The sequence below is a fragment of the Kordia sp. genome (genome assembly GCF_965283645.1).
Classification (GTDB): domain Bacteria; phylum Bacteroidota; class Bacteroidia; order Flavobacteriales; family Flavobacteriaceae; genus Kordia.
Map to the genome: position 1 here is coordinate 1,657,628 of NZ_CBDIPG010000001.1, position 19,727 is coordinate 1,677,354.

Here is a 19,727-nt window from a genome sequence, read left to right on the forward strand (position 1 = left end):
TGAGGTGGTTTTTCTATTTTTACTAAAATAATACTTTTTGAAACTCCTCGAAACACATATTGTCCCAAAACTAGATTCGCCTTTACGAATTCAAGCATATAATGTTACTGTGTTTACAAGTATTTTAAGCAAAAGTGCGCTCAAAAAAACAATTAAGCAACAACGTGTTTTTATAAATGGAATTGTCGCAACAACCGCAACCTATCTCAACACACATGATATCATTGAAGTTTTTGATGTTGAAACTGTAGTAAAGAAAATATTTAAACTAGAAATTCCTGTGATTTTTGAAGATGATGACATTGCTATTATCAACAAACCTGCTGGATTTCCTACGAATGGTAATTATTTTAAAACCATTGAAAATGCGTTGCCGCACAATTTGAAACCTTCAACAGCAATTGATGCGTTACAATTTCCGAAACCTGTTCACCGATTGGACAATCCGACTTCGGGTATATTACTAATTGCTAAAACAAAAAGTGCGCAAATTCATTTGTATCAACAATTTGAACAACAACAAATTTCTAAGGAATATCAGGCAATTGTATTGGGCAAAACGTCTGTAAAAGGTGAGATAAATTCGGCTGTAGCCGAAAAAGACGCGTTTACAACTTATGAAACATTACAAACTGTTTCATCGTTACAGAATGAATATCTTTCACATGTAAAATTAGTTCCAAAAACTGGAAGAACACATCAATTACGAATTCATTTGGCAAGTATAAATCACCCAATCGTTGGCGATCAACTTCATGGAAATCCTAAAGAGAACTATAAAAAAGGATTGTTTTTGTGTGCAACTTCAATTCAATTTACACATCCAAAAACACAGGAAAAGCATTCATTTTCCATTGAACCACCAAATAAATATAAAAGTTTTTTGAAACGTGAAGCAACTCGTTTTCAGAAATTTAATGATTAAATTTCATTCTATTAGCAATAAAAAAAGCGAACCGAAGTCCGCTGTATTTTAAAGACATACACAATTTGAAAAATTGCATCGTGAAATTGGACCACTTTTTCCAGGCTGTGTACCACCTTTTATTTCATCATTTTTAAAATTTGAAATAACTTTTTTGTTCATTGTTAATGATTGAAAGCTTCTTTTTTTCATGGTTAAAATTTTTAGGTTTTAAACGAATTTAAAAAATGTTTGCTCCAATCATTTACGGAAAGACCTTATTTAACCTTTATGAAGAAATATATTGTGTCATTTTCTGCATCAGCTTGTCTGCACTTTTTGCTTTGTTGATTGTCACCTCGGCAGTAATAGAATGTACATTGCTTCCGCCTAAAATTTGTGGTGCATTTTCAATTTTGAATGTTTTCAGTTTGTCAATCATGATTTATTTTTTTGATTTTTAAACAGTTAAGATACAAAAAAAGAGTAAACAGTAGTTTGCCCTTTATCAACAATTAAAACTAAAATCCCTCAGTATAGTTATTAACCTCGATACTTTTCATTCTATAGCTATCATGAAATCATTCGAAATTGCTTAAAACACATGTACTTTTATAAGTATATGTACTAGGGTTTATTTCAAAAATTCATTACTTATATTTTTTGAAATACTTGAAATTTTAGTTTTTATTCATAAAAAAAGCGAACCGAAGTCCGCTCAAAATATTTGTGTGTTTACTTATTTATGATATTATGGTGTTACTCCTATCTTACAAATCCAGCCACAACTAGGAAAATAAACCCAAGGACTTATACAATTAACGTCTGATTGTGGAGCATCATAACAAGGTGGACGTGCTCCGCCTTGAATTGTAGCTTGTTTTGATTTTTCCAGAGGAATTATTCCTTTTACATTTTTAATGTTTTTTAACATGGCATAATGTTTTTTGATTATGTAAATTAGATTTTAAGTTTATACGTAACTTCCATCACATAAGTAACCTGTTGTACCATGCGAACCAAATGTTTGACACCAACCAGCAGTATTGCAACAATTTCCTGCTCCGCAATATCCATTGACTCCACATTGTCTTTTCCCTCCAGTTATTGAGTTTTGTTCTTGCTTTTTTAGCACTTTTACGCCTTCATAGTTTAGAATATTCTCTAACATATTGTTTAGATTTTTAATTAATAATACATCAATCTAAAAAAAATACATGATAGCTATGTACGGGAATACCTTATTTAACTTATCTAAGTGTTTATTTTTTAGTGAAATATATCTTGTTTTATTTACAGTAACCGAATTCATTTTTTTACAGCTAAAAAAAGCAAGCCGAAGTTCGCTCTACGTATTTTTTATATAAGATCGCCATTACACAAATAACCTGTACTACCGTGTGATCCTGTTGCTTGGCACCATCCTGAAGTATTACAACAGCTTCTCGGTCCGCATTGTGCATTGGAATTACAGCTTCTTTTTCCTCCTAAAATGCTGTTTTGCTGGTCTTTTTTCAATACTTCAACACCTTCCATAATTGAGATATTCTTTAACATACTTACTATTTTTAAGATTAATAATGGTATAAAATTATGACCAAAGAAGCTACATTACAAGGCTTGCAACCTTCAGTTTATGAATTAGAGGCTGTTTATTTCTTTCTATTTTTGAAGATTTTTAAGTACGGATTATTGAATTGGAAAATCGAAATATTGATTTCTAAAAGGCTCGCCGCGAAGTGTAAAATGCCACCATTCTTTTGGATAGTTCCGAAAACCATTTTTTAACATGACACGTTGTATTAGTTGACGGTTTTTGAGTTGTTTTTGCGAAAGTCCTTGGTAACTTACCCATGATATTCTTCCAAAGAAATCATATGAACTTCCCATATCGAGTTCTTTTTTGGTTTTTAAATCAATAATAGTAATATCAACCGTACTTCCGCTACTATGTCGTGATTTTGTAGCAATATATTGAAGTTTGAATAAATCTTTTTTGGCAACATTTGGGTAAAATTCATGTTTGGTTAAAGTATCTTCTAAATTTCTTGCCCATCTCCGAAAATGATCAACAGCGCGTTGTGGTCTGTACGCATCATATATTTTTATGCCCAATCCTTTTTCTTGTAATTCATCTTGAACTTTCTTTAAAGCTCGTGTTGCCGCTTTTGATAAAATGCATTTTTCAACTTCATATCCATCTACTTTTGCGCCAACAAAATTATGCGTGCCAAAATAACGCATTTCTAATGCTATTGTAGGTATTTCATCTGTAACATACACAAAATCTTTTGGTAATTGCGCGCTACTTTTGATTGAAATTAATAAACAGAAAACTGCTGTGATATAATAAATCTTTTGCATTGAAAATTGATTAATGACTTGGTTCACAAAATAATGATTAATTTTATAATATGAACGATAATCGTATGAATCAAGCATCTTTATTTTCAGATCAAACACCTCAAAATCTGAATTTACCAGATGCAACTATTATCTACTATCCAAATTTCATTCCAATAATAGAAGCCAATCAAATTTTTGAAACTTTACAGAAAGAAACGCCTTGGCAACAAGACGATATCAAAGTGTTTGGTAAAGTGTATGCACAGCCACGCCTGACAGCTTTGTATGGAACCAATCAAAAATCATATAAGTATTCAAATATTGAAATGATTCCACATGCGTTGACTCCAACATTAATCAATTTAAAAAAACGGGTAGATCAAACCTGCCAAACAGATTTTACAACCATGTTACTCAATTATTATAGAGACGGAAAAGACAGTAATGGTTGGCATGCAGATAATGAAAAAGAATTAGGAACAAACCCAATTATTGCTTCTTTAAGTTTTGGTCAAGAACGTTTTTTTCATTTAAAACATCGTACTGACAAATCGCTCAAACATAAATTACTACTACAACACGGAAGTTTGCTATTAATGAAAGGCGAAACGCAACACAAATGGTTGCATCAAATTCCTAAAACTACCAAACAAATTCAAGGTCGTATTAATATTACGTTTCGTGTTATTAAATAAGTTTTGATAGACTTTGGGATTGGGTGAAGTTATGTTTTACATGTAAACTTCTTTAACTTCAATATTCGATATTCGTTATTCGTTGATTCAAAATTTCCATAAAAAGAAAAAGCATCTCAAAGATGAGATGCTTTTTTAAAACTAACCAACCAAAAATTGTAACCTGCTCTATTTAGAAAGTAACCAGCTTTACTAAATGTCTTTGCAATATTACACTTCTATATAAACAAACGGCGTGCCAAACTCGTTTTTTTACTTCAAACCTTTACTAGTATTGACATTTTCACTCCTTTTTAAGTATTCTAAAAAAAATTAATATTGAAAACTGTTGGAAAGTATAAATTTATTTTCATATATTTATGATATCATTTTAATATCAATCTAAAATATCACATCATGAAAGAAGAGAAAATTATAGTTCCTGCGAACGGCTATTTAATGTTATTTATATTCCTTGCACTAGTTTTAGGACCAATTGGAACAGCTATTTTTACTGGAAACCCTGAATTTTTATTAATCATAATTTCAATATTATTTATTATTCCAGGGTTTGTAATGGTGAATCCTAATAATTCTAGAGTACTTCTTTTGTTTGGTAAGTATGTCGGAACGGTAAAACAAAATGGTTTTTACTGGGTAAATCCTTTTTATACTAAAAGAAAAATTTCATTACGTGCTAGCAATTTTGATAGTGAACGTTTGAAAGTGAATGATAAACTTGGAAATCCTATCATGATTAGTACAATCTTGGTTTGGAGAGTTCATAATACATACAAAGCAGCTTTTGATGTTGATAATTACGAACATTTTGTACGTGTACAAACTGATGCCGCAGTTCGAAAATTAGCAAGTATGTATCCATATGATAATTTTGCTGATGAAGGTTTTGACGAAGACATTACATTACGTTCAAGTGTAAATGAAGTAAGTGAAGCGTTAGAAAAAGAGCTGGACGAACGTTTATCAATTGCCGGAATTGAAGTACTAGAAGCTCGTATTGGATATTTAGCCTATGCACAAGAAATTGCAAGTGCAATGTTAAAAAGACAACAAGCAACGGCTATTGTTGCCGCTAGACATAAAATTGTAGAAGGTGCCGTAAGTATGGTAGAAATGGCGCTTGACGAACTAAACAAAAAAGAATTACTAGTATTAGATGAAGAACGGAAAGCAGCTATGGTAAGTAACTTATTGGTTATTTTATGTGGCGATAAAGATGCTTCGCCAGTTGTAAACGCAGGAACTTTACATCAATAAATTATGAATAAAAAACAAATTTCGTCCATTGGCATTGGTGTTGCGGGCGGCTCAAGTATTGGAACAACCATTGGCGCAGTCACAGGAAATGTTGCCATGGGAACAGTTATTGGTTTATCTATAGGAATTATGATTGGTGTCATATTGAGCTTACTTATTTTTAATGATGAAAAGGAAGATAACTTATGAAAACATTCAATTTACTTGAAGGAAAGGTAAAACTAACCAATACAAAACTTGAAGTTACACATATTAGTAACTGGAGTTTACTCAAACCAAAACTGCTTTCAGTCGTAGCTGGAATGTATATTTTTGATCGAACCAACGGGAAAATTGAAAGAGGTTTTGACTCTATTTGGGACATTGTTTTTACATCCTTAGTATATGTTCCATTAAGTATTTTTATTGGATATTGGTTGTATCTTGAATTTGTACAGAGAAACTGGACGAATAGTATGAATGTGGAAAATATCACCACAATTGTAGAATCTACAGATGTCGATAATCCGCTAAATATTCAGCTTGTACTAAAAAGTAGCTTTTCAATAATAGCACTTACGTTCCGAAAATCAGAAGAAGAACATATTGCTTTTTTAGAAAGTTTACAAAAACTAAATTCACGCTACATTGTGAAACATGAAACGATTTAATTTACAAAGAAATGAAAGAATATAAAGTATTAAAACCAAGTTTAGGCTGGTCTAACCGAATAGAAAAGTTAGAAGATTTTTTAAATACATACGCAAAACAAGGTTGGATATTACATTCTGTTAATAATTTTGAAACATATGTTCAAGTGATTATGGAACGTAACAAAAACAGATAAACAACATACTATACATGAAAACGAATAGACCCAAAATAAAAGTTCCTGTAGAAGGCATCGATTTAATTATTGATCTGATTATACTTGCTATTTTACTATTTATTTGGGGTTATGCATGTATTTCTTATACAACGTTACCAGACAAAATTCCAATGCACTTTGATATAAATGGTGAAGTAGATGGTTATGGCGGACGCACTTCTATTTGGGTTTTGTTAGTAATTACAACCGTAATTACTGTCGGAATGTATGTATTGACAAAATATCCGCACATTCACAATTACATGGAAGAAATTACAGAACAAAACGCACCTAGAAACTATAAAATGAGTTGCCGCTTGCTACGTTTTGTAAATTTATTCACGATGTTGGTTATGTTATATATTGTATATTCCATCATTGAAAAAGCTTCAGGAAATGATATTATTTTAGAATCTTCCTTTATTTATATTATACTTGCATTCAGTGTCGTTATGCCACTCATTTTATATGTATATATACTAAAAAAGAAAAAAGACACATCGTCAAAAAAATAATTATGGCAAAAAAGAAAGCTTTTGCATTACGAATTAATGAAGAAATGTTGAAGTCTATTGAAAAATGGGCTGCGGACGAATTTCGCAGTACCAATGGTCAAATAGAATGGATGCTCATGCAAAGTTTGAAAAATGCAAAACGAGAACCTAAGAAAAATTCGAATGATACAACACAGCAAAAATCAGAATAATTTATTTTGATTTTTGCTGTTATTTTAGAATAAAAATGAAAACGTCATCTACATTAAATAAAGAACTGTTTTCATTAAATTTTTCACTATTATTTTGGACAGTGTTTTGGTCCTGTCCAACACAAACAAGTTGGATATGTTCCACATTGCATTTCGTAGGTGTTGTACATTGTTCCACCTTTGAGTTTGTCAACTTTTTGCTTGTTTAACTCACTTACTTTTTCTTTTTTTAAGCATAGCTTAATTTCTTTACTCTTTTTCATATTTGACTTTTTTGAGGATTAAAATAAATTAGCAACGTTTTGGCCCTGTATAACAATAACAAGTTGGATAGGTTGCACATTGCATTTCCCAAGTTTGGTATCCACCTTTAATTTTATTTTTCATTTCAGTGTTCAATTCGCTTACCTTTTCTCTTTTTAGGATTAATTTAACTTCTTTGTTTTTTTTCATGGTATAAAATTTCAATTAGATTTATAATTAATCAAGTTACACAAAAAGAAAGAAATTTACTTATATTTAAACATTAATAATCAGATAGTTAAACCGTAAAAATCTTTCAAAAACCTGCTTTTTATGAAAATTATTCACAGTTTATGGTCAAAACCGATGCTTACGCCAGATGGAACATTAGGAGAAACTGGTTGGCGCCATTCACACTATTTTTATATGAGTTGGGCATTAAGTTGTCTTACTTTTAAAGAAATATATAAAGATATAACGCTCGTTACAGATGATTTTGGTTACGACTTATTAATCAATAAATTAAAACTTCCATATACCAATATTGAAGTCGTTTTGGACGAATTGAATCACTATCCAAAGGAACTTTGGGCAATAGGAAAACTAAAAGCATATCAAATTCAAAAAGAACCGTTCATTCATGTTGATGGTGATGTTTATGTATGGAATTCATTTGGCAACGTTATTGAAAATGCAACGTTAGTTTCACAACAAAGAGATGAAGATTTCGGACATTATTCGCACGCAATGCAAGAAGCATTGCATCATGGTTATGAATTTCCTGATTTTCTTTTAAAAGAATTTCTAAATAAGCAAACAATGGTTTCTAGCAATGCAGGAATTATTGGCGGAAACGATTTAAAATTCATTCAAGAATACTGTAAAATGTCGTTTGAAATTATTGATAAAAATATTGACAAACCGCGTTTCAACGGAACTTCGTATGCATTGCTGTATGAACAGTATTTGTTTCATTGCTTGGCACAAAAACACCAAAAACAGATTGCATATTACTTAGAAAATAAACCTGATAAATCTGAGGAAAGTCATACATTTTTCAATAAATATATACAAGAAAAAAAGTTTGTACATTTATTATCTATGCGGAAAAATGAAATGGAATATTGTTACGATTTGCGCGATCAACTAAAAACAAATTATCCATCTTATTACGAAATCATCCAAAATTTAGCGTAAACTTCAATTGTATTTTCATGAATAACCTCAACATTATTTTTCACAAAACCATTACGATTGCAACTATTTTAGAACACGATCTTTTGCATAGCTTTTTATGGAATGCTTCCGATCAAGTGGAAACGAATGAAGCATTTTACCAACATACATTGCGCTGTTTTCAAGGAAGTAAACACTTAGAAATGATTACGCAAATACTAACTATTGAACAGGAAAAATTCGCGCTAAGCGATCCCATTGATGAAAAGATATTATGTGAGTATTCAAACTATAATCTCGAAAGAGAAATCATTTTACAATTACCATTAGTAGCATTAAAAAAAATAAAATTACAGCAAAGCACATACATTTCGTGCTATGCTTCTGATTGGAAATTTGTGTTTTTCAACGAAACCGATCAAGGGCAATTATTGAATAAAATTCTAGAATTTCCAAAAGACGAATATTATTTTGTATTCCAATGTATTGATGTGTTTGATGATGTTTTACAAACCAATGTACTTGAATTTCATTTGACAAAATACGAATATTATATATTACAATTGTTTGAAAAAACAAAATCTGTAGCAAGCGTTATGGATGATTTTATTGCTGTTTTTGATGTGGAATCAGAAGAAGAACTGAATTCGCTTGTGCGAGAAATGACACGAATTATCAAATTTCTCATCTTTCGAAAGTTTATTGTAAAACCGTCTTCATAATTCGAATGCATCAAATTGCTGTTGTTTTAACTTTTCAGATAACACTTTTTTATACTTCTTAAAGACAATAAATTATAGGGTAAATCACATTGAATAATACATTATACACGATATAATCATTGAATCATTAAATTTTTCGATACGAAACCATCATTATTTTTGGTATTTTGCAAACACAAACCAATTTCATATTATGAAAAAAGTCATTGCTTTACTCTTATTCTTTACCTCATTTACCCTGTTTTCACAACAATTAACCGTGAAACATTTGGAAGGCAAAGAAGCCAACTTTAACACTAAAATTCAAATTGATTCAATCTCATTTACAGGATTCGATCTAAAAATAAAAGCAAACGATTCACTTGCAACTATTGAAAACATTGCCAATATCAACAAAAAGTTTATTGCTTCTGGAGATTTCAAATTCAACATTAATAATTCTATTGCTAGCATTTCCTATCGAGGAAACGAGTCTGTAAATGTTGAAAAAGCAATGACACTTTTTGAAGTAACTACAAAACCCAAAAAAGGATTTTCTGCGATTATTTATGAAGTGGTTGAAGCAAATTTTCAAAAATCGGGAACAAATATTTCAATTCCAGCTACACAACAAAAAATAGAAAAAACAATCATTCATCCTGCTCCGTTTTTTAAAACAGACAAAATTGTTTTTGGAATTCTAATGTTAATTCTTGGGTTTGTATTTTATACAGAATCTAGCAAAAAAACTGGTTGGAAAAAGTTTTACAAATATGTTCCAGCATTATTAATTTGCTATTTATTGCCTGCAATTTTGAGTTCGTTCGGAATTATTTCAGACAAATATTCTGAAACTTACATGATTGCTAGTCGCTACTTATTACCTGCCGCGTTAATTTTAATGACGTTGAGTATTGACTTAAAAGGTGTATTCAATTTAGGACCAAAAGCACTAATTATGTTCTTTACAGGAACAATCGGAATTATTATTGGTGGACCTTTGGCTATTTTACTAATTTCAGTATTCTCGCCAGAAACTGTTGGCGGTATTGGTCCGGAAGCCGTTTGGCGTGGATTGTCAACCTTGGCAGGAAGTTGGATTGGTGGTGGCGCAAACCAAGCTGCGATGTACGAAATTTATGAATACAGTCCTGATAAATATGGCGCAATGGTATTGGTCGATATTGTTGTTGCAAATTTATGGATGGCGATTTTACTTTTAGGAATTGGAAAATCTCAAAAGATTGACAATTGGCTAAAAGCGGATAACTCTGCTATTGAACGCTTAAAAGAAACAGTATCTTCCTTTGCAGAAAAAATAAAACGAAATCCTACACTTACTGAACTCATGATCATTTTAGCCATTGCTTTTGGTGGTGTTTCGTTGGCGCATTTTGGTTCGGCAAATATCACTGAATTCTTAACAGGAAACTTTGATGCTGTAAAAGACAAAGATGGCGCATTGTCATTTTTAGGTTCTTCATTTTTCTGGATGATTACGATTGCAACCGCTTTCGGAATTGGGCTTTCCTATACAAAAGCTAAAAACTATGAAGGTGCTGGCGCAAGTAAAATAGGAAGTATTTTTATTTATGTCTTAGTGGCTTCTATTGGAATGAAGATGGATTTAGGAAAAGTATTAGAAAATCCAGGATTAATTGCTGTCGGATTGGTTTGGATGGCAATTCATGCAGGATTGCTAATTTTAGTTGCTAAACTCATTCGCGCACCGTTTTTCTTCCTCGCTGTAGGAAGTCAGGCAAACGTTGGTGGCGCGGCTTCAGCTCCAATTGTAGCTTCTGCATTTCATCCTTCGTTAACATCGGTTGGTGTATTATTAGCGGTGTTTGGATATGTTGTTGGAACGTACGGCGCAATTTTGTGTACGATTTTGATGGAATTGGCTTCAAAAGTTTAACAAAATTGTAGATATTTGCCTTCGTTAAAATTCAATATGATGTTTAGAAAAATTATAATTATCCTTATTGCTGTAGGATTCATTGCTTGTGAGAATGAACCAAAAGGTAATTTGACTATTAGTGGAAAAATTGACGGTTTAAAAGAAGGAACGTTGTTTTTACAAAAAGTACAAGACACAACACTACTTACCTTAGATTCTTTGGTAATCAGTGGCGATCCAAGTTTTTCATTTACAACAACTATTGACGAGCCTGAAGTGTTATATTTATACTTAAATAAGAAAGATTTTAATGATTTAAACGATCGGCTTGACTTTTTTGCGGAACCTGGCGAAATGACGATTAATACAACCTTACGTAGATTTCAAAACGATGTGAAAATTACAGGTTCTAAAAATCAAGAGGATTTAGAGAAGTTTAAAGAATTTATGACCAAATTCAATACCAAAGAATTGTCATTATTAAAAGACGGTTTGGAAGCGCAGAAAGAAGCTGATGTAAAAAAAGTTACAGAAATCAACACACAAATTGACAACTACAGTAAAAGTCGTATGCGTTATATTCTAAACTATGCATTTACAAACAACGATAAAGAAATTACACCATATATTGTTACTACAGAAACGTTTGATGCAAATGTTCGTTTCTTAGATACGATTTATCAGCAATTGACGCCAAAAATTATGGAATCTAAGTATGGAAAAGAATTGAAAGAATTGGTAGAAAAGCGGAAAGCAGAAGAAACGGAAACGAAGTAGTTTTTTGCATAAACTCGCTTTTATAAAAACAAAAAATCCCAACTTCAATAAAGTTGGGATTTTTTTATTTTTATTTATGATCTTTCTTTGAATGTTGACATAATGTCTTTTTTGGAGATCGAATATTAATGCATTTCTCAGGTTCATCTGAATCGCCTCTCCATGATTTACATCCACATTTTTCACATGCGCCAGTTCCTAATTCTACTGTTTCTGCTTTTGCAGATATAGAAGATTCTGGTTGGTTATCTTTCGTTTCTGCACAGCTAATAAAAAATAGCGTAGATACTATTAAAATTAATTTTCTCATAATTTATAGTTTTAAAATAATTGCATATCCGTTTAATGTCCATTAGCTGTAATGCTAGCAATAACAAGTCTATCGAATATCTTTTCTCCAAAATACCTTCTGTTAAGCTTGTACACAAACTCATTTAAGTATAATTGTAAATATTTCTTCTTGATTTTATGATAAGTGCCCGCAAAGTTTCTTTTAGCATTACTGATCGCAATGTGAACCCATTTAAGTGTTTCTTTAGTTGTTTGCTCGTTCGATTTTTCTGTTACATGAATCTCTACATAATCAGCAATATTTACATACGAAGTACTCTTGTCGGTAAATACAATACTCCGTTCGCCATCAATAGCTTCAATAAGGCTTTGGTCTGTGCCTTGCGCTTTATGATCTTCCAAAACTTTAGCTTTAAAATAGCGACATTGTCTTTCTTGTTTTCCTGTTTCCAAGTCTTCAAGAACAGTACTTTCTGCCATAATCATAACATTAGATTTGGTTTTACTTCCTCGTCCTGCTTTTTGTGTTTTATGAGCTTGTTCTGATGCTTGTACAGTAAAATAGCCTTCATCCATTTCTAACATACCTTCTAAAGTATATCTATCATCGCGATCTCCCATAGCCTTACGTAATTTATGCACCATAGCCCAAACTGGCTCATAACGTTTTAGTCCTAATTGTCGTTGTATTTCTTTACTTGAAAACCCTGTTTTTGTGGTACTTAGCAGAAAGATAGTCTTATACCAAACCAGAAAAGATAATTTAGAACTTTCCATAATAGTTCCGCTACGTAAAGAGGTTCTTGAATTACAGGATTTACATTGGTAGCTCCATTTGTTGATTAACCAGTAATGGTTTGCACATCCACAACGCTTGCAAATAACACCTTGTTTATCCCTTTGCTCTTTAAAATGTAAGCGACAACTCTTCTCATCTGTAAAGTGAACGCTAAAAGAAAATATATTCATTTATAATCTGTTTAAAATCAATTAAATATACGAAAATTATATGGTTTTAGGGCTGTTTACGGACATGCAAATAAAATAATTATTAAATCAATTTTATTAAAAAATCATAATTAAAAGAATACCCATATATAGTTAAATTTATATTCAAACCACGTACTTATACGCTCATATAACTTTATAAAAATCGGTACTTTTAAATTATATAAATCTTAAAACTAATTTACCATGAGTACTCAAATTCCTCCAGGATGGAAAGGCGGATTTGCCCAGTCGAATCCTGCATTTGCTTATCCAACACCTGACCTTTCTTCCTTACCAATGTTAGACAATATGGATAATATTGATTTGTTACAACGACAACAAGGTGTAAAATGGCCTGAGTTTAGTTGGCAAACCATTCTTGGAAAGGAAGATTCAAGATGTTTTCAAATGTTTTCACCTTATATTTCCAGACTTGGATATACAGATGAAGGTCGTGTATATTCTATTATTTGTCCACAACAAGGCGCGTGTTCGCCCGTTTTTGGTTGCATGAACGTAGAAGTTACCGTAACCGGACAACGCGGTTGGGTTGATGAAGACACAAAAACGTTTTATGCAGATATGACGGTTGAAGGTACTATTTGGTTTAGCCCAAGTGCGCATCAAAAAGAATGGGTACAGAAACTTTGGAAAGTTTTTAATGAAGAAAAACTCGACTTTCCTACTTCGAAAGAAAAAGCCATTAAAGTAACCACTCATAAATTTCAAGATTCGAGTCAACCAATATTTCCAGTAAGTCAAGGGGAAACACCACGTTTTCAAAGTCCACCTTTTGCCCGACACGAAGCGGAAGCATGGAATGTAGGACATATTGATGTTGAGATTGGTCCAATTAGAAAAACGGGGCACAAAGTTGTAGATGATTTTAACAAATTGGTTATGGACGCTTTTAATACCGCTTCTGGAAATATGTTAAAACAAGGAAATACACTGACGTGGAATGTGTGGTTTTCACAACCTGAATTGGTTGATACTGAAGAATGGCGTACACATGCTGAACGCTGGCGAAAATCAATTCAAGCAGATCATGGAAGCCCAACAGGACCAGGAACCGACGCACGCTATTTTGATGGAACTCCTTTTAAACCTTTAGACGCTTTAGATAGTGATATGAAAGGTGTACTAAAAGAAGAAACTCATGACTTGGAAGAAGTAGAAATCAATAAGATTAAAGGATTTTTAAATAAACACTTTGAAGATAAAATTTAGAGAATATATATCTATAAAAAAAGAGATGATACATGGTCATGTATCATCTCTTTTTATTTGTTTTAACTAGTACTAATGGTTTAGTTTACACCATCTTTAAATTCAACTTTCGCTGTTGCTTCTAAATTGCTATCTAGGTATAATTCGAATCCTTTTCTAAGACTCACCATTGTTTTTTTGTTTCCTTCCATAACAAAACTTTTTACAATATCACCTTTGTATTGCACTCTAACTGTAAAACTGTTTTCACTAAGATTTTCAATGATTGCAATACTATTTCTATCTTTATACGGATTGATGGCGGCATCTTGTCCAGTTCCTTTCCCAGTAATGATCATACTTTGTGAAGGTTTTAATTCGAAGACTGTTTTATCTTTTTGCGCATATGATTGTAAAGCAAATAGCAGTACAAATAGTAGTATATATTTTTTCATTATTGAATTATTTTTTAGATTTCTGAATGGAAAGATACAGTTTTTTAAAGTTTTTCCGAAAAACTCACTTTATAGATTTGCTAACTCCGATGATTACACCAAAATTTCCGTTTAATTGTTGGTAGTTTTTTTCTGGAAGGTATGTTTTTGAGACAAATCCGTCTAAATATAATGCATTTTTACAACCGTTTTCTTTGAAGAATGTCGCAAAATCGTAAAAGTTGATTTCTTCTTTGCTCATTGCAAATAGTAGGTTTCCGTTTGGCAATACACCTACTCCATTTCGAATGTTTAGGTTTTTAGAACCTTTGGTCAATTTTGTGTGTAGTTTTCCATCAATGACCAACATTGGACCAGATTGCGTGGCATATTTAATACCTTTATTTCCTTTGAATGCTTTTGTTGTACAGATTACGGGATTGTTATCTATGGAAATATAAAATACGCCGTTTGGTTGCAGATAGAAGTTTCCATATCCTTTTTCCGTTGTATCTAATGGAGATAAAAGCTTTCCGTTTTCAATGTAAATTCCTTGTGGCAATTGATCTTTTTTGTACATACCGCCATTCATTGCAAAAACTAATTCTTGTCCATTTGCTTCTAGCTGAGTTTTTAGATTTTTAGCATTTCCATAGATTTTTCCGTGCTCATTTTTCCAGTAGAAATGTAATTGTGTCATTTTCAGATTTACCTCGTACGCTAAGATTCGAGCTGTATCACGTTGTGGTTTTGGCGCTTGTTTTGCACAAAAGCTTATCAATGTTATGAGTACTATTAGGCTACAGCCGAAAATTGTTTTTTTAAGAATCATATCTGATTTTGAAATCTTTTAGAAAGATATAAAAAGAATCAGAAACTCGAACTTCCTGTGTACTTTTGAATACAGTTTTCTATGTATCTCAACTGCGCTCGATATGACAGAGAATCACTCAAAAATACATCTTTGCGAGAATTCCATAGAAATTCGTGGCAATCTGTTGGTTTTAAAAACTGTTTTGAGCATGGAGTTGAAACAGATTACTTCGTCATGTTTCCTCGTAATGACGTTTTAAAAAATTCAAAAATCATTAATCAAAAATTACCAAAAGTAACTTCTATTTTCTTGATTCCTTTCTATTAGTACCAACGTTTTTTCTTCTTTTTAGAAGCTTCCGATTTACGTCCTTTTTTGTATTTACTACCTTTCTTTTTGTGAACTGGTGGTTTTGCTTTCGGATCTAACGGATACGGATGTTCTTCTTCAACATGAATTGTTGTGTTGATCAATTGTTGAATGTCTTTGATGTATTCTTTTTCATCTGCCGAACAGAATGACAATGCCACTCCTGAAGCGCCTGCACGTGCCGTTCTTCCAATTCTGTGTACATAGGTTTCGGAAATGTTGGGAATGTCAAAGTTGATAATTGTATCTACATTTTTGATGTCAATTCCACGTGCCGCAACATCAGTTGCAATTAGGATTTTTGCTTCTCCTTTTTTAAATTCGTTTAATGCGGTTTGTCGTAAACTTTGTGTAATTCCACCATGAATACTTACGGCTTTGTAATTGTTCTTTAACAATGTTTCTTCAAGCTTATCAACTCCGTATTTGGTGCGTCTAAAAATAATAGTACTTCCTTTGATGTTGTTTCGCAATAAATGCAAACAGAGTTCTATTTTTTTAGGTTTTGGCACATAATATAATGTCTGATCTACACCTTTTGCCGCAGATGATGTTGGAGAAACTTCTACAAATTCAGGATTTCTAAGAATCGAATTTGCTAAGTGTTCTACTTTGTATGGCATTGTTGCTGAAAAGAGTAGAATTTGTTTTTCCTCAGGGCATAAACGTTCTATTTTTTTTACATCGTCAATAAAACCCATGTCTAACATTAAATCGGCTTCGTCTAGCACTAACGTTTCTATATAATCTAAGTTGATGATATCTTGCTTGTGTAAATCAAGTAATCTTCCTGGTGTTGCCACAAGAATGTCTACACCTTTTTTGAGCATGTCTTTTTGTGGTTGAATGGATGCTCCGCCAAAAACTACGCCTGTACGTAAGTTTGTGTATTTACTATATGTTTCAAAATTTTCTTCAATCTGAATTGCCAATTCGCGTGTTGGACAAACCACTAACGCGCGTATTTTTTTGCCTTTTTTTGGTGCATCTTGCTTGTCAAATAACAATTGTAAGATAGGCAATGCGTATGCAGCTGTTTTTCCTGTTCCAGTTTGTGCTGACACAATAATGTCTTTTTTAGCTAAAATTGCAGGAATAGCACGTTCTTGAACTAGTGTCGGTTCTTCGTAGTTTTTTTCGAATAACGCACGAATGATTGGTTTGTTTAATTTTAGTTCTTTGAATTGCATTCAGTATATTTTTGAAACGATTTTTGCAAAGATACGGCAAGGTTCGTTTTATGTTGCACTATTTTAGAAAAACTATGATGTACAGATTGTATGATCGCATTCCTTTCCTATTTTTATAGTACGCAATAGACTAAAAAGAAACTACCATACGTTTTTTCTCTTTTTAATTAATGTAAATTAAACATCCATTATTTTGCATGCTTCACTCAAATATTTCAAACCAAGAAACCTAATTAAACAACTGATTTTAAAACTATTACCATTTTTTTATTTATGATTTACAAAAATATATCTAACCTAAAACCAAATAATTTAACTTAATTTTAAGTTGAATAACGTATCAATAAGTTTGTTAACTTAAAATTAAGTTGTATAATTGTACTGCTAATTAATTAAAACTCATAAAGTAATGATCACATTGACTAAGGCAGAGGAAAAAATAATGAAAATTCTCTGGAGTATTGAAAAAGGTTTTATCAAAGATATCATTGAACAATATCCTACCCCAAAACCTCTTTACAATTCTGTATCAACAATTGTTAGGGTGTTGGTCCAAAAGGAGATTATAGGTTATAAAGCTTATGGAAATTCGCACCAATATTATCCATTGATTAGTAAAGAAGCGTATAGTAAAGGGCAAATGAAGCGCTTAGTGACCGATTATTACAACAATTCACTTTCTCAAGTTGTCAACTTTTTTACTGAAAGCAAAAAACTGGATGAAAAGGAGTTAGATGAAGCTATGAGAATGTTAGAAGCGTTAAAAGCCAAGAAGAAATGATCAAATTCATCATATATCTATTAGAATCTAGTGCCATACTAGCAGTATTGTATCTACTTTATATTGTGATGATGAAGAAAGAGACTTTCTTTACGCTTAATCGGTTTTTCCTTATAGGAATAGTCGTTTTCTCTCTGCTATTGCCTTTAATGAGTTTTGATTTTAGCCAAGGTAAAATAGCCGTTATAGACAACTCTGTTGAAGAACTTAACAAGTTTAGAACGTCTTATTATGAAACTGCAGAAGCATGGGAATATGAAGCCAATACAACTCCAATTTCATTAGATAATTCTACTCCTACTACAAAAGTGGTTGAATCGGCTCCAATTGATTGGACAAACATTCTATTAAAGTTTGTTATTGGTATATATATCATTGGAATTGTATTTTGTCTGTCTAAATTGTTTTGGACAGTTAGAAGACTTCGGAACATGATTTTGATATATCCTACGACACAAATTGATGGAATAACAGTTGTGAGGGTTTCACACCAAATTGCACCATTTTCATTTTTAAGATATGCTTTTGTTCATGAAGAAATAGTTGATACGAGTGCGCTTGATCAGATTATTGCTCATGAAAAAACACATATTGAACAGAAACATTCTATTGACTTAATTTTTATACAATTTTTAGCCGCATTTCTATGGTTTAATCCATTGATTTGGAAGCTTATTAACTCTTTAAAAACAACACATGAATATATAGCAGACAAGAATATTATTAAAGCGGGTTATTCCTTAGTTGATTACCAGACCTTACTTTTGAGACAATTAGTTAGCGACAACTCATATGGGTTGGTACACAATTTTAATTTATCATTTATAAAAAAAAGGATAACCATGATGAAAAGTAATAAATCAGGATTTTTTGGAAAATTAAAAGTAGCGCTAACAATCACTTGTGCTATTTTATTTAGTCTAGTATTGTTTCAATGCAATTCGAAAATTGAACAAAAAGAAGAAGCGTCGATTCAATTGGAAGCGAATTTGAAAAAATATATGGAAGGTGAAAATAATATTGTCACTACTGGTGAATATAAAACTCCTCCATTATTTACGGTAGCAAACGATCAATTAAAAGTAAATGGAAAACCTTTTAAAATTAGTGAAGTTCAGTCTATTCTTGAAGAAGCGTCTATAGGTAGGCATGGCTTGGTTCCGTTAAAAATAGACGGAAATCAGAAAATGAAAAAGGTAAGAGAGTTTCAGGCAGAGTTACGAAGATTGGATAGAAGGAAAGTAATTTATTATGGCGAAACTGCTTCAGGGAAACAAATGATTCAACCATTTTTAGTTCCGCCTTTTCACTGGGCTAATCCTTCTCGCGACGATTCTTTGTATCCAGAATTTGATTTAACCAATGCTACAATAGAAGGCAATGTAGCCACATTAGATGGTATTGAGTATCTTCAGCTCAACTTGAGCAGTACAGGAGTAAATTACAAAGAAGAAGTATATCAATTCGTGAAGAAGCATGTCGATAAAAAATCTATAGCATATTTAGTAAGTGTAACATATGATGATACAGATACTTTTGAAAATTATCTAACGAATCTTGCCAATGTATTTCAAGGTTTCGAAAAATTATATCAGGTACGATCTCAAGAAATGTTTGGGAAAGAACGTCAGAACCTAGAACGGTCTGAAATTACTGATGTATCAGATGGAGTTTACAAAGCAGTTTTTATCGCTGAAAAATAAACAAGCTAAAATAGTAAAGTGAAAAAGCGAAGATGATTTGTGTAAAATCGTCTTCGCTTTTTGTAATTAATTCAATATTTTTATAAGTATCGCTTCAAATTTTGAGCTGTTTTTAGATTTAAAACTTACACATGCTACCTATTATCATATTTTCTACATACAATTTTAAATTTTCTAGATGTGTATTTTTTCTAATTAAAGTCAGTTTAGAATTCCATAAATATTTATTCAGTCTATGCTTTTTTGATATTTTAGAGTTTCAAAAAGATGAAATTAAGAAAAAGAAAGGTATTATTATTCGCTCTATTAACTCCTGATTAGCAGCACTTCATAAGTTAATATACGCTTGAAACACAACTTGATTTTTGGGTATAAAAAAAGCTCCTTTTTCAAG

Annotated in this window: 28 protein-coding genes; 15 read left to right on the plus strand and 13 right to left on the minus strand. The window is 31.8% G+C overall.

What is annotated here, in order from left to right; genetic code table 11:
* The first annotated feature begins 37 nt into the window (after positions 1 to 37).
* Positions 38 to 925: an RluA family pseudouridine synthase gene (locus ACQ654_RS07165; protein WP_430409643.1), complete on the plus strand. Its 888-nt coding sequence runs from the start codon at positions 38 to 40 to the stop codon at positions 923 to 925.
* Positions 926 to 973: 48 nt separating this feature from the next.
* Here the strand turns inward: ACQ654_RS07165 and ACQ654_RS07170 are convergent, their stop codons facing one another.
* The 6 genes from ACQ654_RS07170 to ACQ654_RS07195 form a co-directional block, all read right to left on the minus strand.
* Positions 974 to 1,117, minus strand: a complete 144-nt coding sequence (locus ACQ654_RS07170; RefSeq protein ID WP_430409644.1) for a hypothetical protein — start codon at positions 1,115 to 1,117, stop codon at positions 974 to 976.
* A 76-nt stretch (positions 1,118 to 1,193) separates the two neighbouring features.
* Positions 1,194 to 1,346: a hypothetical protein gene (locus ACQ654_RS07175; RefSeq protein WP_430409645.1), complete on the minus strand. Its 153-nt coding sequence runs from the start codon at positions 1,344 to 1,346 to the stop codon at positions 1,194 to 1,196.
* Between the two features lie 309 nt (positions 1,347 to 1,655).
* Entirely contained in the window at positions 1,656 to 1,838 is a 183-nt protein-coding gene (locus ACQ654_RS07180) for a hypothetical protein (RefSeq protein ID WP_430409646.1), read from the minus strand.
* A 39-nt stretch (positions 1,839 to 1,877) separates the two neighbouring features.
* Positions 1,878 to 2,075 carry a hypothetical protein gene (locus tag ACQ654_RS07185; RefSeq protein WP_430409647.1) on the minus strand — a complete coding sequence of 66 codons (198 nt, stop codon included), beginning with the start codon at positions 2,073 to 2,075 and terminating at the stop codon, positions 1,878 to 1,880.
* 188 nt (positions 2,076 to 2,263) lie between these two features.
* Positions 2,264 to 2,461, minus strand: coding sequence for a hypothetical protein (locus ACQ654_RS07190; protein ID WP_430409648.1), 198 nt, complete (start codon positions 2,459 to 2,461; stop codon positions 2,264 to 2,266).
* Between the two features lie 132 nt (positions 2,462 to 2,593).
* Positions 2,594 to 3,268, minus strand: coding sequence for a M15 family metallopeptidase (locus ACQ654_RS07195; protein WP_430409649.1), 675 nt, complete (start codon positions 3,266 to 3,268; stop codon positions 2,594 to 2,596).
* A 50-nt stretch (positions 3,269 to 3,318) separates the two neighbouring features.
* Here ACQ654_RS07195 and ACQ654_RS07200 point away from each other — a divergent pair, with 50 nt between their 5' ends.
* The 7 genes from ACQ654_RS07200 to ACQ654_RS07230 all read left to right on the plus strand — a co-directional run bounded on the left by ACQ654_RS07200 (position 3,319) and on the right by ACQ654_RS07230 (position 6,755).
* Complete coding sequence (locus tag ACQ654_RS07200; RefSeq protein WP_430409650.1) at positions 3,319 to 3,945, plus strand: alpha-ketoglutarate-dependent dioxygenase AlkB family protein; 627 nt, start codon at positions 3,319 to 3,321, stop codon at positions 3,943 to 3,945.
* A gap of 396 nt (positions 3,946 to 4,341) precedes the next feature.
* Positions 4,342 to 5,202: an SPFH domain-containing protein gene (locus ACQ654_RS07205; protein ID WP_430409651.1), complete on the plus strand. Its 861-nt coding sequence runs from the start codon at positions 4,342 to 4,344 to the stop codon at positions 5,200 to 5,202.
* A 3-nt stretch (positions 5,203 to 5,205) separates the two neighbouring features.
* Positions 5,206 to 5,391: a hypothetical protein gene (locus tag ACQ654_RS07210; RefSeq protein WP_430409652.1), complete on the plus strand. Its 186-nt coding sequence runs from the start codon at positions 5,206 to 5,208 to the stop codon at positions 5,389 to 5,391.
* Positions 5,388 to 5,852, plus strand: coding sequence for a hypothetical protein (locus ACQ654_RS07215; protein ID WP_430409653.1), 465 nt, complete (start codon positions 5,388 to 5,390; stop codon positions 5,850 to 5,852). The genes ACQ654_RS07210 and ACQ654_RS07215 overlap by 4 nt, the downstream gene beginning before the upstream one ends.
* An 11-nt stretch (positions 5,853 to 5,863) precedes the next feature.
* Positions 5,864 to 6,028, plus strand: a complete 165-nt coding sequence (locus tag ACQ654_RS07220) for a DUF4177 domain-containing protein (protein ID WP_430409654.1) — start codon at positions 5,864 to 5,866, stop codon at positions 6,026 to 6,028.
* Positions 6,029 to 6,042: 14 nt separating this feature from the next.
* Entirely contained in the window at positions 6,043 to 6,564 is a 522-nt protein-coding gene (locus tag ACQ654_RS07225) for a DUF1648 domain-containing protein (protein ID WP_430409655.1), read from the plus strand.
* 2 nt (positions 6,565 to 6,566) lie between these two features.
* Complete coding sequence (locus ACQ654_RS07230) at positions 6,567 to 6,755, plus strand: Arc family DNA-binding protein (RefSeq protein ID WP_430409656.1); 189 nt, start codon at positions 6,567 to 6,569, stop codon at positions 6,753 to 6,755.
* Positions 6,756 to 6,844: 89 nt separating this feature from the next.
* Here ACQ654_RS07230 and ACQ654_RS07235 read toward each other — a convergent pair whose 3' ends face one another.
* Both ACQ654_RS07235 and ACQ654_RS07240 read right to left on the minus strand, forming a co-directional pair.
* A complete protein-coding gene (locus tag ACQ654_RS07235; protein ID WP_430409657.1) occupies positions 6,845 to 7,018 on the minus strand; it encodes a hypothetical protein in 174 nt (57 codons plus the stop codon).
* Between the two features lie 28 nt (positions 7,019 to 7,046).
* Positions 7,047 to 7,208, minus strand: a complete 162-nt coding sequence (locus tag ACQ654_RS07240; RefSeq protein ID WP_430409658.1) for a hypothetical protein — start codon at positions 7,206 to 7,208, stop codon at positions 7,047 to 7,049.
* A 123-nt stretch (positions 7,209 to 7,331) separates the two neighbouring features.
* Between ACQ654_RS07240 and ACQ654_RS07245 the strand changes: the two genes are divergently transcribed.
* From ACQ654_RS07245 to ACQ654_RS07260, 4 genes are all read left to right on the plus strand, one after another.
* Positions 7,332 to 8,195 carry a DUF6734 family protein gene (locus ACQ654_RS07245; protein WP_430409659.1) on the plus strand — a complete coding sequence of 288 codons (864 nt, stop codon included), beginning with the start codon at positions 7,332 to 7,334 and terminating at the stop codon, positions 8,193 to 8,195.
* 17 nt (positions 8,196 to 8,212) lie between these two features.
* Positions 8,213 to 8,896 (plus strand): hypothetical protein, encoded by a 684-nt coding sequence (locus tag ACQ654_RS07250; protein ID WP_430409660.1) that lies wholly within the window; start codon positions 8,213 to 8,215, stop codon positions 8,894 to 8,896.
* Positions 8,897 to 9,527: 631 nt separating this feature from the next.
* Positions 9,528 to 10,793 carry a DUF819 domain-containing protein gene (locus tag ACQ654_RS07255; protein ID WP_430413007.1) on the plus strand — a complete coding sequence of 422 codons (1,266 nt, stop codon included), beginning with the start codon at positions 9,528 to 9,530 and terminating at the stop codon, positions 10,791 to 10,793.
* Between the two features lie 36 nt (positions 10,794 to 10,829).
* Positions 10,830 to 11,552 carry a DUF4369 domain-containing protein gene (locus ACQ654_RS07260; protein WP_430409661.1) on the plus strand — a complete coding sequence of 241 codons (723 nt, stop codon included), beginning with the start codon at positions 10,830 to 10,832 and terminating at the stop codon, positions 11,550 to 11,552.
* Positions 11,553 to 11,622: 70 nt separating this feature from the next.
* Here the strand turns inward: ACQ654_RS07260 and ACQ654_RS07265 are convergent, their stop codons facing one another.
* Positions 11,623 to 11,862, minus strand: coding sequence for a hypothetical protein (locus ACQ654_RS07265; RefSeq protein WP_430409662.1), 240 nt, complete (start codon positions 11,860 to 11,862; stop codon positions 11,623 to 11,625).
* 32 nt (positions 11,863 to 11,894) lie between these two features.
* On the minus strand, positions 11,895 to 12,812 hold the full coding sequence (locus tag ACQ654_RS07270; protein ID WP_430409663.1) for an IS1595 family transposase: 918 nt from the start codon (positions 12,810 to 12,812) through the stop codon (positions 11,895 to 11,897).
* A 225-nt stretch (positions 12,813 to 13,037) separates the two neighbouring features.
* Between ACQ654_RS07270 and ACQ654_RS07275 the strand changes: the two genes are divergently transcribed.
* Positions 13,038 to 14,063, plus strand: coding sequence for a hypothetical protein (locus ACQ654_RS07275; RefSeq protein WP_430409664.1), 1,026 nt, complete (start codon positions 13,038 to 13,040; stop codon positions 14,061 to 14,063).
* An 80-nt stretch (positions 14,064 to 14,143) separates the two neighbouring features.
* Here the strand turns inward: ACQ654_RS07275 and ACQ654_RS07280 are convergent, their stop codons facing one another.
* The 3 genes from ACQ654_RS07280 to ACQ654_RS07290 all read right to left on the minus strand — a co-directional run bounded on the left by ACQ654_RS07280 (position 14,144) and on the right by ACQ654_RS07290 (position 16,849).
* The gene (locus ACQ654_RS07280) at positions 14,144 to 14,497 is read right to left on the minus strand and encodes a hypothetical protein (RefSeq protein WP_430409665.1); all 354 of its coding nucleotides are present in this window, start codon (positions 14,495 to 14,497) and stop codon (positions 14,144 to 14,146) included.
* 64 nt (positions 14,498 to 14,561) lie between these two features.
* Positions 14,562 to 15,308 carry a phosphodiester glycosidase family protein gene (locus tag ACQ654_RS07285; RefSeq protein WP_430409666.1) on the minus strand — a complete coding sequence of 249 codons (747 nt, stop codon included), beginning with the start codon at positions 15,306 to 15,308 and terminating at the stop codon, positions 14,562 to 14,564.
* A gap of 305 nt (positions 15,309 to 15,613) precedes the next feature.
* Entirely contained in the window at positions 15,614 to 16,849 is a 1,236-nt protein-coding gene (locus ACQ654_RS07290; protein ID WP_430409667.1) for a DEAD/DEAH box helicase, read from the minus strand.
* Between the two features lie 409 nt (positions 16,850 to 17,258).
* Here ACQ654_RS07290 and ACQ654_RS07295 point away from each other — a divergent pair, with 409 nt between their 5' ends.
* A complete protein-coding gene (locus tag ACQ654_RS07295; RefSeq protein WP_430409668.1) occupies positions 17,259 to 17,630 on the plus strand; it encodes a BlaI/MecI/CopY family transcriptional regulator in 372 nt (123 codons plus the stop codon).
* Positions 17,627 to 19,333: a M56 family metallopeptidase gene (locus tag ACQ654_RS07300; RefSeq protein ID WP_430409669.1), complete on the plus strand. Its 1,707-nt coding sequence runs from the start codon at positions 17,627 to 17,629 to the stop codon at positions 19,331 to 19,333. The genes ACQ654_RS07295 and ACQ654_RS07300 overlap by 4 nt, the downstream gene beginning before the upstream one ends.
* Positions 19,334 to 19,727: the final 394 nt, after the last annotated feature.

What these genes read in the sequence shown, in the direction of transcription:
- ACQ654_RS07170 (WP_430409644.1), bottom strand. Translation starts at nt 1,117, where the DNA reads ATGAAAAAAAGAAGCTTTCAATCATTAACAATGAACAAAAAAGTTATT.
- ACQ654_RS07175 (WP_430409645.1), bottom strand. Translation starts at nt 1,346, where the DNA reads ATGATTGACAAACTGAAAACATTCAAAATTGAAAATGCACCACAAATT.
- ACQ654_RS07180 (WP_430409646.1), bottom strand. Translation starts at nt 1,838, where the DNA reads ATGTTAAAAAACATTAAAAATGTAAAAGGAATAATTCCTCTGGAAAAA.
- ACQ654_RS07185 (WP_430409647.1), bottom strand. Translation starts at nt 2,075, where the DNA reads ATGTTAGAGAATATTCTAAACTATGAAGGCGTAAAAGTGCTAAAAAAG.
- ACQ654_RS07190 (WP_430409648.1), bottom strand. Translation starts at nt 2,461, where the DNA reads ATGTTAAAGAATATCTCAATTATGGAAGGTGTTGAAGTATTGAAAAAA.
- ACQ654_RS07195 (WP_430409649.1), bottom strand. Translation starts at nt 3,268, where the DNA reads ATGCAAAAGATTTATTATATCACAGCAGTTTTCTGTTTATTAATTTCA.
- ACQ654_RS07200 (WP_430409650.1), top strand. Translation starts at nt 3,319, where the DNA reads ATGAACGATAATCGTATGAATCAAGCATCTTTATTTTCAGATCAAACA.
- ACQ654_RS07205 (WP_430409651.1), top strand. Translation starts at nt 4,342, where the DNA reads ATGAAAGAAGAGAAAATTATAGTTCCTGCGAACGGCTATTTAATGTTA.
- ACQ654_RS07210 (WP_430409652.1), top strand. Translation starts at nt 5,206, where the DNA reads ATGAATAAAAAACAAATTTCGTCCATTGGCATTGGTGTTGCGGGCGGC.
- ACQ654_RS07215 (WP_430409653.1), top strand. Translation starts at nt 5,388, where the DNA reads ATGAAAACATTCAATTTACTTGAAGGAAAGGTAAAACTAACCAATACA.
- ACQ654_RS07220 (WP_430409654.1), top strand. Translation starts at nt 5,864, where the DNA reads ATGAAAGAATATAAAGTATTAAAACCAAGTTTAGGCTGGTCTAACCGA.
- ACQ654_RS07225 (WP_430409655.1), top strand. Translation starts at nt 6,043, where the DNA reads ATGAAAACGAATAGACCCAAAATAAAAGTTCCTGTAGAAGGCATCGAT.
- ACQ654_RS07230 (WP_430409656.1), top strand. Translation starts at nt 6,567, where the DNA reads ATGGCAAAAAAGAAAGCTTTTGCATTACGAATTAATGAAGAAATGTTG.
- ACQ654_RS07235 (WP_430409657.1), bottom strand. Translation starts at nt 7,018, where the DNA reads ATGAAAAAGAGTAAAGAAATTAAGCTATGCTTAAAAAAAGAAAAAGTA.
- ACQ654_RS07240 (WP_430409658.1), bottom strand. Translation starts at nt 7,208, where the DNA reads ATGAAAAAAAACAAAGAAGTTAAATTAATCCTAAAAAGAGAAAAGGTA.
- ACQ654_RS07245 (WP_430409659.1), top strand. Translation starts at nt 7,332, where the DNA reads ATGAAAATTATTCACAGTTTATGGTCAAAACCGATGCTTACGCCAGAT.
- ACQ654_RS07250 (WP_430409660.1), top strand. Translation starts at nt 8,213, where the DNA reads ATGAATAACCTCAACATTATTTTTCACAAAACCATTACGATTGCAACT.
- ACQ654_RS07260 (WP_430409661.1), top strand. Translation starts at nt 10,830, where the DNA reads ATGATGTTTAGAAAAATTATAATTATCCTTATTGCTGTAGGATTCATT.
- ACQ654_RS07265 (WP_430409662.1), bottom strand. Translation starts at nt 11,862, where the DNA reads ATGAGAAAATTAATTTTAATAGTATCTACGCTATTTTTTATTAGCTGT.
- ACQ654_RS07270 (WP_430409663.1), bottom strand. Translation starts at nt 12,812, where the DNA reads ATGAATATATTTTCTTTTAGCGTTCACTTTACAGATGAGAAGAGTTGT.
- ACQ654_RS07275 (WP_430409664.1), top strand. Translation starts at nt 13,038, where the DNA reads ATGAGTACTCAAATTCCTCCAGGATGGAAAGGCGGATTTGCCCAGTCG.
- ACQ654_RS07280 (WP_430409665.1), bottom strand. Translation starts at nt 14,497, where the DNA reads ATGAAAAAATATATACTACTATTTGTACTGCTATTTGCTTTACAATCA.
- ACQ654_RS07285 (WP_430409666.1), bottom strand. Translation starts at nt 15,308, where the DNA reads ATGATTCTTAAAAAAACAATTTTCGGCTGTAGCCTAATAGTACTCATA.
- ACQ654_RS07290 (WP_430409667.1), bottom strand. Translation starts at nt 16,849, where the DNA reads ATGCAATTCAAAGAACTAAAATTAAACAAACCAATCATTCGTGCGTTA.
- ACQ654_RS07295 (WP_430409668.1), top strand. Translation starts at nt 17,259, where the DNA reads ATGATCACATTGACTAAGGCAGAGGAAAAAATAATGAAAATTCTCTGG.
- ACQ654_RS07300 (WP_430409669.1), top strand. Translation starts at nt 17,627, where the DNA reads ATGATCAAATTCATCATATATCTATTAGAATCTAGTGCCATACTAGCA.